Raw genomic sequence first — 2,606 nt, forward strand, 5'->3', positions numbered from 1 at the left:
ACCGACAAGGTCGCCTTCGCGCTGCATGTCGATGCCGCCACCGGCCAGGTCGCGGTTGCGCAATACGTCTCGCTCCACCATCCCGACACCAGCAGCAACGACGAGGGCATCGCGCTCGGCGCCGGCTCGGTCTCGGTCACCGTCACGGCGACCGACGGCGACGGCGACCACGTCACACAAAGCGCCGACATCTCCCAGACCATCGTCTTCGAGGATGATGGGCCGAAGGTCCTGAGCGGCCATGCCGCGCCGGTGACGATCGACGAGGACGACATTGCCAGCCTGCTGTCGCAGGGAACCTCGCCCTATGACGGGTCCGGCGACGGTTCGGGCACGGAGTTCCCGCTGGGTGCGGCGATCGCATCCGGCTCGCTGAACGGGCTTGTCGACTTCGGCGCCGACGGCCCGGCCGCCGGCGGCGGTTTCGGCTTCACCGGCACGGCGGCCGCAGACCTGACGGCCATCGGGCTGTCGTCGAAGGGCGTCGAGCTGAGCTGGGCGATGCAGGGCAACACGCTGGTCGGCTTTGTCGACAGCAACCATAACGGCGCTTACAACGGGCTTAGCGACCGCACCGTGATGACGGTGACGCTGAATGCCTCGAGCGGCGCCTTCGTGGTGCGCCAGTTCGACCAGCTCGACCATGTCGCACCGGCGGCCGGAACATCGGACCAGAACACCGCGCTGCAGACGCATCTGGGCAGCGGCAGCGTGGCCGGCATCGACCTCGGCTCGGTGTTCCAGGCCAAGGACGGCGACGGCGATACGGTGACGCTGACCGGCAAGGCGACGGTCACCGTGGTCGACGACGTGCCGCAGGTGTTCATCGCCGCGACAGGCGTGTCGGTCGTGCATGACGAGACGGCGGGCAACCAGAACGACGACACCAGCAGCGCCTCGGTCGCACACCAGTTCGATTCGCTTGGACTGGGCCCGGCAAGCCTGGGCTATGCGCATGGCAACCTGCCGGTGGTGCTGTTCGGCTCGCTGCCCGGCACGGACGAGCCGCGCGCGGCCGTGCTCAGCCTTGCGGTTGCAGAGCCAGGCACCGATTCGGGCCTGAAGACGACCGACGGGCACGAGATCTCGCTGTTCAAGGAAGGCAATCTGATCGTCGGCCGCGTCGACAACGCGAACGGTACGGCCAATCCCGGCGGCGCCATTGCCTTCGCGGTCTCGGTCGCCCAGACCGGCCATATCTCGACGGCACAGTATCTGTCGCTGCAGCATCCGCTGGCCGGCAACGGTTCGGGCGGCTCTTATGACGAGCCGGTCAACCTGTCCGGCAAGATCAATGCGGTGGTCACGGTCACCGACTTCGACGGCGACACAGTCAGCCAGTCGCTCGCCATCGGCGCCAAGATCGTCTTCGAGGATGATGGGCCGAAGGTCCTGAGCGGCCATGCCGCGCCGGTGACGATCGACGAGGACGACATTGCCAGCCTGCTGTCGCAGGGAACCTCGCCCTATGACGGGTCCGGCGACGGTTCGGGCACGGAATTCCCATTCGGTGCGGCGATCGCATCCGGCTCGCTGAACGGGCTTGTCGACTTCGGCGCCGACGGCCCGGCCGCCGGCGGCGGTTTCGGCTTCACCGGCACGGCGGCCGCAGACCTGACGGCCATCGGGCTGTCGTCGAAGGGCGTAGAGCTGAGCTGGGCGGTCCAGGGCAACACGTTGGTCGGCTTTGTCGACAGCAACCACAACGGCGCTTACAACGGGCTTAGCGACCGCACCGTAATGACGGTGACGCTGAATGCCTCGAGCGGCGCCTTCGTGGTGCGCCAGTTCGACCAGCTCGACCATGTCGCACCGGCGGCCGGAACATCGGACCAGAACACCGGGCTGCAGACGCATCTGGGCAGCGGCAGCGTGGCTGGCATCGACCTCGGCTCGGTGTTCCAGGCCAAGGACGGCGACGGCGATACGGTGACGCTGACCGGCAAGGCGACGGTCACCGTGGTCGACGACGTGCCGCAGGTGTTCATCGCCGCGACAGGCGTGTCGGTCGTGCATGACGAGACGGCGGGCAACCAGAACGACGACACCAGCAGCGCCTCGGTCGCGCACCAGTTCGATTCGCTTGGACTGGGCCCGGCAAGCCTGGGCTATGCGCATGGCAACCTGCCGGTGGTGCTGTTCGGCTCGCTGCCCGGCACGGACGAGCCGCGCGCGGCCGTGCTCAGCCTTGCGGTTGCAGAGCCAGGCACCGATTCGGGCCTGAAGACGACCGACGGGCACGAGATCTCGCTGTTCAAGGAAGGCAATCTGATCGTCGGCCGCGTCGACAACAACAATGGCACACCCAACGACAAGGGCGCTGTCGCCTTCGCGGTCTCGGTCGACCAGACCGGCCATATCTCGACGGCACAGTATCTGTCGCTGCAGCATCCGCTGGCCGGCAACGGTTCGGGCGGCTCTTATGACGAGCCGGTCAACCTGTCCGGCAAGATCAATGCGGTGGTCACGGTCACCGACTTCGACGGCGACACAGTCAGCCAGTCGCTCGCCATCGGCGCCAAGATCGTCTTCGACGACGACGGGCCGAAGGTGACGGCTGTCGCCGCCACCGGCGTTACGGTAGCGCTTGACGAGACGGCGACCAC

The 2,606-nt window shown here is 67.3% G+C and carries 1 protein-coding gene; it reads left to right on the plus strand.

Annotated elements, in window-relative coordinates:
• On the plus strand, positions 1 to 2,606 hold a 2,606-nt coding region (locus FJ959_RS31975), incomplete at both ends, for a DUF5801 repeats-in-toxin domain-containing protein (RefSeq protein WP_246680849.1).

Source organism: Mesorhizobium sp. B2-2-4 (assembly GCF_006442375.1).
Lineage (GTDB): Bacteria > Pseudomonadota > Alphaproteobacteria > Rhizobiales > Rhizobiaceae > Mesorhizobium.